General features: G+C 73.8%; 7 protein-coding genes. 4 read left to right on the forward strand and 3 right to left on the reverse strand.

Annotated features, from left to right (window positions below; genetic code table 11):
• Window positions 1–540, reverse strand: a 540-nt coding sequence (locus J0670_RS28895) for a DUF6309 family protein (protein ID WP_207814637.1), incomplete at its 3' end; no start/stop codon positions are given.
• An 11-nt stretch (window positions 541–551) separates the two neighbouring features.
• Complete coding sequence (locus J0670_RS28900) at window positions 552–1,349, reverse strand: phytanoyl-CoA dioxygenase family protein (RefSeq protein WP_307806743.1); 798 nt, start codon at window positions 1,347–1,349, stop codon at window positions 552–554.
• A 294-nt stretch (window positions 1,350–1,643) separates the two neighbouring features.
• On the opposite strand from J0670_RS28900, the gene J0670_RS28905 reads away from it, so the two are divergent.
• The 3 genes from J0670_RS28905 (at window position 1,644) to J0670_RS28915 (ending at window position 3,348) form a co-directional block, all read left to right on the forward strand.
• Window positions 1,644–2,315 carry a TetR/AcrR family transcriptional regulator gene (locus tag J0670_RS28905; protein ID WP_207814638.1) on the forward strand — a complete coding sequence of 224 codons (672 nt, stop codon included), beginning with the start codon at window positions 1,644–1,646 and terminating at the stop codon, window positions 2,313–2,315.
• Between the two features lie 121 nt (window positions 2,316–2,436).
• Complete coding sequence (locus J0670_RS28910; RefSeq protein WP_207814639.1) at window positions 2,437–2,640, forward strand: DUF1918 domain-containing protein; 204 nt, start codon at window positions 2,437–2,439, stop codon at window positions 2,638–2,640.
• Window positions 2,641–2,682: 42 nt separating this feature from the next.
• On the forward strand, window positions 2,683–3,348 hold the full coding sequence (locus tag J0670_RS28915; protein ID WP_207814640.1) for a DedA family protein: 666 nt from the start codon (window positions 2,683–2,685) through the stop codon (window positions 3,346–3,348).
• A gap of 15 nt (window positions 3,349–3,363) precedes the next feature.
• Here the strand turns inward: J0670_RS28915 and J0670_RS28920 are convergent, their stop codons facing one another.
• The gene (locus tag J0670_RS28920) at window positions 3,364–4,104 is read right to left on the reverse strand and encodes a PIG-L deacetylase family protein (RefSeq protein ID WP_207814641.1); all 741 of its coding nucleotides are present in this window, start codon (window positions 4,102–4,104) and stop codon (window positions 3,364–3,366) included.
• A gap of 206 nt (window positions 4,105–4,310) precedes the next feature.
• Between J0670_RS28920 and J0670_RS28925 the strand changes: the two genes are divergently transcribed.
• Complete coding sequence (locus J0670_RS28925) at window positions 4,311–5,330, forward strand: NADP-dependent oxidoreductase (RefSeq protein WP_207814642.1); 1,020 nt, start codon at window positions 4,311–4,313, stop codon at window positions 5,328–5,330.
• Window positions 5,331–5,392 lie beyond the last annotated feature (62 nt).

The following is a 5,392-nucleotide window of genomic DNA, read 5'->3' on the forward strand; positions in this document are numbered from 1 at the left end:
CGGCCCCACTCCGGCGAGGACCCCGGGATCGCCCACCAGGTAGCCGTCCAGCCCGGCCCGTGAGGGCAGTCGTCCGGCCAACTCCCAGGACAGCATGCGGTGCAGGCCGTCGATGTGGATCAGCCCCGCCCGGACCTCCAGGTCCGCGTAGTCGGGGTGGTCGACCGGTTCGGTGCCGAGGAAGAGCGGCGTGAACGGCGCCCAGCGCAGCAGCCGCAGCTTCGCCGCGCAGACCGGGTTGGCCGTGGCCCAGGCGGCACCGCCGGAGCGGATGCGGTCGGCAGCCTGGCCCACGGTCAGCCCGGAGCGCGGGACGAGTTCGAGCGCACCGCCCTCGCTGAGGTGCCAGGGCAGCACGACGCCGAGGACGTCGGCGCGGGAGAGCCGCACCCGCCACCAGCCGCCGGGGATCCGGTCGGCGCGGTCGAGGTTCTCCTCGCCGTACATGTTGCTGTTCGCCTCGTGGGCCCGCCCGACCGGGTGGTCGCGCAGGAAGGCGTCGTGGACCTCGGGGTAGGCGACGGCGGTGACGATCTCCACGGCAGTGCTCCTCAGACGGTTCCGGTGTACTCGGTGAAGTGCCGCTCCGCGAACAGCTCGGGCCACTGGCCGTCGGCCAGGTCCAGTTCGCGGGCCCGGGCGAGCATCCGCCGCCAGTACGGCTTCACCGGGCGCCAGCGCGCTCCCACCTGGCAGTAGGAGGCGTCGATGAAGTAGCGGGGTCTGCCCGGCCCGTCGGGTGCCGGTCTGCGGGCGTGGAACAGCGCCGAGTTGAGCAGCACGGTGGAGCCGGGCGGCAGCCGGTCGATCACCACCTCGCCGGGCAGTTCGGCGGTGCCGCGGTGGGCGTAGGCGGTCTTGCCGGCGGTGTTCCGGTGCGAGCCGGGCAGCACGGCCAGGCTGCCGACCTTCTCGTCCAGGCCGCCGAGGTAGTGCAGGGCGTGGACCATCAGCAGGGACGGGTCGGTCAGGTCGTTGGGCTCGCAGTCGTGGTGCCAGGCCTTGCCGGGGATGTCCGGGGCGTGGCGGTCGCTGTGCAGGTGGTGGAAGACGAAGGACGGGCCGATCAGCCCGGCCAGGGCGCGCAGCAGCGGCGGGTGGACGAGCAGTTCGCCGTGGGCGGGGAGCTCCAGCTCCAGCACCGGGGGCGGGCCGTACCGGTCGGGGTCGGTACAGGCGGCGATCGAGCGGGCCCGCAGTCCCTCGTCCACCCAGCGGTCGACCTCGGGGGCGAGGCGTTCGCGCAGGGCTTCCGGCAGCAGGCCGGGCAGTATCAGGTAGCCGGACTCCAGGAACTGGCGGCGGTGCTCGGTGTCGAGGGCCTCACGCCCTCCGGAGTGCAGGGTCACCGAACCGATCCCCTCCTTCCGTTCGACGGGACGCGCGACGGGGCGTGCGACGGAACATCACCTGAAGGAACGATGATCACAAAGAGGTGTAAGATGATCACACAAAGTGATCCACCTCAGGAGTATGAACCGGCCTTCGCGTCCACGACAAGACCAACGCCAACCCGTGGACACCTTCCCGCCACCGTGCCGTTCAGCTCCGGCCACCAGTGGATTCCCTCCTCACCCGCAACTCGGGCACTTCCCCGCCCCGGTGATTCGCCGCCGGAACAGCGGATACGGCACAGTGAGTTCATGAGCGCGGACACTCGGAGTCACCACAGCCCCGGACCGACCACCAGGCGGCGGCCGGTCCAGCAGCGCAGCCAGGAGCGGTACGGCCGCATCCTGGACGCCTGCGCCGAGCTGCTGGACGAGGTCGGGGCGACCGCGCTCACCACCAAGGAGGTCGCCCAGCGCGCCCAGGTGCCGATCGGCACCCTGTACCAGTTCTTCGCCGGCAAGGAGGACCTGCTGGCCGCGCTCGCCACCCGCAACCTCGACCACTACCTCCAACGGCTCGACGCCCGGCTCGCCGGAGCCGCCCCGGTCGGCCCGGCCGCCTTCACCGACCTCGCGGTGGAGGAGTTCGTCGCCATGAAGCGCGCGGTGCCCGGCTTCGGCCAGGTCGACTTCGGGCTCGCGGACACGGCGGTGCCCTCCGGGGTCCGGGACGAGACGCACCTGCTGGACGCGGGCGTCGACAACAACACCGCCGTCGCGCTGCGGCTCCAGGCACTCGGCGGAGAGGTGTTCTCCACGGGCGACCCGGCGGCCACCACGCTCACCCTGCGGGTCGCCCTGGAGGCCGCCGACGCGGTGCTCAAACTGGCCTTCCGCGGCGACCCCGAGGGCGATCCGGCGCTGATCGCCGAATGCAAGCGGCTGATGCGCGGCTACCTCGCGCAACAGCCGTCCGCCCACTGACGCGCGCCCCGCGATCCGCTCGCGCCCCGTCCGCCCGAGGCGTTGCGAGCCCGCCGCCCCCGCAGCACAGTGGAAGGCGGAACCGCCGCGCAGGCGGACACCACGAACCGAGGAGCAGACCATGCACGCAGCGGTAGGCGACCAGCTCCACATCCACAGCAGGTCGGTGGGCATGGTGGACCAGAAGGGCATCATCACCGAGGTGCGCGGCACCAACGGCGAGCCGCCGTACCTGGTCCGCTTCGAGGACGGCCACGAAGGCCTGATCTACCCCGGCCCCGACTGCAACATCGAACACCTCCCGTCCCGCGGGGCGAACCACTGACCGACTCCCCCGCCACCCCGGGGCCGCTCTAGGTGACGGACGGTGTCCGCCCCGACGACCCCGTTGCCCGGGGCACTGGCCGGGCTCGCGCCACTGCTGGACCACTACGGGTACCTCGCGGTGGCCCTGCTCGTGCTGCTGGACAACTGCGGCATCCCGGTGCCGGGGCAGACCATCCTGGTGCTCGCCTCGGTGTACGCCGGCAGCGGGCACCTGGACTTCGCCGCCGTCCTGCTGATCGCGACCGGCGCCGCCGCGCTCGGCAACGGCCTCGGCTACCTGATCGGCCACACCGGCGGGCGTGCCTTCGTGCACCGCTGGGGCCGCTACGTGCTGCTCACCGAGGCCCGGATCGAGCGAGCGGACGACTTCTTCGCCCGGCACGGCGGCCAGGTGGTGACGGTCGCCCGCTTCGTGGACGGGCTGCGCCAGTACAACGGCATCATCGCCGGGACGGTCGGGATGCCCCCGCGCCCCTTCCTGCTGTTCAACCTGCTCGGCGCCGTGCTGTGGACGGGCGTCTGGAGCACCGTCGGCTACGTCGCCGGGGAGAACATCGGCGCCGTGTACCGGACGGCGGTCCACTACCAGCTGTGGTTCGCGATCGGCCTGGGAGTGCTGGTCGCGGCGCTCCTGCTGCGCCGGCTCCTGCGCTACCGGCGCCGACGCCGCTCGGGCACCGGCACCGGCACCGGCACGGACGCCTGACTCGGCGCACCTGACTCAGCGCAGCGGGAACACCTCGAACGGGACGGCGAAGCGCGTCCCCAGCCGGGTGCCCGCGCCCCGGCAGAAGCCCTCCAGGAACTCCCGAGGGTCCGCCATCGCCCCGCCCAGCCCGGCCAGGTACGCCTTGTGCTCCGCCAGCGAGGCGACGCCCAGGTCGAAGTGGTCGGTGGTGTCCACCGCGTGCCGGGCCTCCGACGAGGCCGCCGCCCAGATCTGCCGTACGCCGTTCCACGGCTCGTGGCCCTCCGCGAGCAGTTCGCGGAACACCCAGCGGTTCCCGGCGTCCCGCACCCCGTCCAGGGTGGCCCGGCCGACCGCGATGTGGTCGGCCTGGTTGAGCGTCACCCCGCCGTAGGTGTCCCGGAAGCTGCTGGTGATCACGATGTCCGGGCGGTGCCGTCGCACCGCCCGGGCGATGTCGCGGCGCAGCGGCAGCCCGTACTCCACCACGCCGTCCGGGTAGCCGAGGAACTCGACGGTGTCCACGCCGACGACGCGCGCCGAGGCGAGCTCCTCGGCCTCGCGCAGCGGGCCGCACTCCGCGGGGTCCATCGAGTCGATCCCGGCCTCGCCGCTGGTGACCATCACGTAGACCACCTTCTTGCCCTGGGCGGTCCAGCGGGCGACGGCCGCGGCGCTGCCGTACTCCATGTCGTCGGGGTGGGGGACGATCGCCAGCGCCGTCCGCCAGTCCTCGTCGACGTGCTCGAAGGGCTCGGGGGGCTGCTCGGTCATGGGTTCTTCCCTCTCGTGCGGCTCACAGCGATGCGGTCGTACGGTCGTACCGCAGGCGACTCTAGGAGACCTGGCCTCCCACCCGACGTCAGACGGCTGGCGCGCCCGGCGGCTTGCCCCTGACGCACGGGTCAGGGTTTAGCGTCCGGGCACCGCGCGGCCGACCGGCCGCCGTACCCACCCCTTCCACCGCGAGGAGCGCCGCCATGGCCCTGCCCACCACCGCCCGCGTCGTCCGGCTGGCCACCCGGCCGACCGGACTGCCCACCCCCGAGGACTTCACCGTGGCCGAGGAGGCGCTGCCCGCGCCCGGGCCCGGCGAGGTGCTGGTCCGCAACCGGGCCTTCCTGGTCTTCCCCGGGCTGCGCACCCTGATCGGCGGCGGGGGCTCCGGCCTGCCGGTGCCGCACATCGCCCCCGGCGACGCGCTGTTCGGCCCGGCCCTCGGCGAGGTGCTGGCCGCGCCCGAGGACGGACCGCTGCGCCCGGGCGACCTCGTCACCCACCTGTACGGCTGGCGGGACGTCGCCCTCGCCGGGGTCGAGCACGTCACCCCGGTCCCCCCGGACTTCCCGGATCCGATGGCCCTGGTCTCCGCCGCCTCGGCCGGCTACGGCGGCCTGACCCGCTCCGCCGGGGTGCGCCCGGGCGACGTGGTGCTGGTGCTCGGCGCGGCGGGCGCGGTCGGCACCGCGGCCGGGCCGATCGCGCGGCTGCTGGGCGCGGCCCGGGTGATCGGCACCACCCGCTCGGCCGCCAAGGCGCGACGGCTGACCGCCGAACTCGGCTACGACGCGGTGCTGGTGCCCGGCGAACGCCCGCTCGCCGAACAGCTGGCCGAGGCCGCGCCGGACGGCGTCGACGTGGTGCTGGACCTGGTCGGCGGCGAACAGCTGACCGCCGCCGTGGACGCGGCCCGCCGGGGCGCCCGGATCGCGGTGGTCGGGGCGCTGTCCGGGCAGCTCGACCCGAAGCTCCCGGGCGGCAACGCGCCCACGGTGGTCGACGCCTTCCGGGTCTGCACCCTCGGACTGAGCCTGCGCGGTTTCACCCTGCTGGACCACCCGGACCTGGAGGCCGAGTGGCGCGAGCGCCTCGGCGGCTGGCTGCGCGCCGGGGAGATCACCCTCCCGCGGACCCCGGTCGCGGGCATCGATCGGGCCCCGCACGCGTTGACCCGGTTGTTCACCGGAGACACCTTCGGGACGACCATCGTCGAGCTCTGACAGCGGGGGTAGGCATGCGGATCGGCGACGCGGCGGCAGCGGCGGGCACCACGCCCAGGGCG

Origin of the sequence: Streptomyces sp. FH025 (genome assembly GCF_017427025.1) — a bacterium.
Lineage (GTDB): Bacteria > Actinomycetota > Actinomycetes > Streptomycetales > Streptomycetaceae > Kitasatospora.

Excerpts from the sequence above, each read along its gene's own strand:
- J0670_RS28905 (WP_207814638.1), top strand. The coding sequence starts at position 1,644 with ATGAGCGCGGACACTCGGAGTCACCACAGCCCCGGACCGACCACCAGG.
- J0670_RS28910 (WP_207814639.1), top strand. The coding sequence starts at position 2,437 with ATGCACGCAGCGGTAGGCGACCAGCTCCACATCCACAGCAGGTCGGTG.
- J0670_RS28920 (WP_207814641.1), bottom strand. The coding sequence starts at position 4,104 with ATGACCGAGCAGCCCCCCGAGCCCTTCGAGCACGTCGACGAGGACTGG.
- J0670_RS28925 (WP_207814642.1), top strand. The coding sequence starts at position 4,311 with ATGGCCCTGCCCACCACCGCCCGCGTCGTCCGGCTGGCCACCCGGCCG.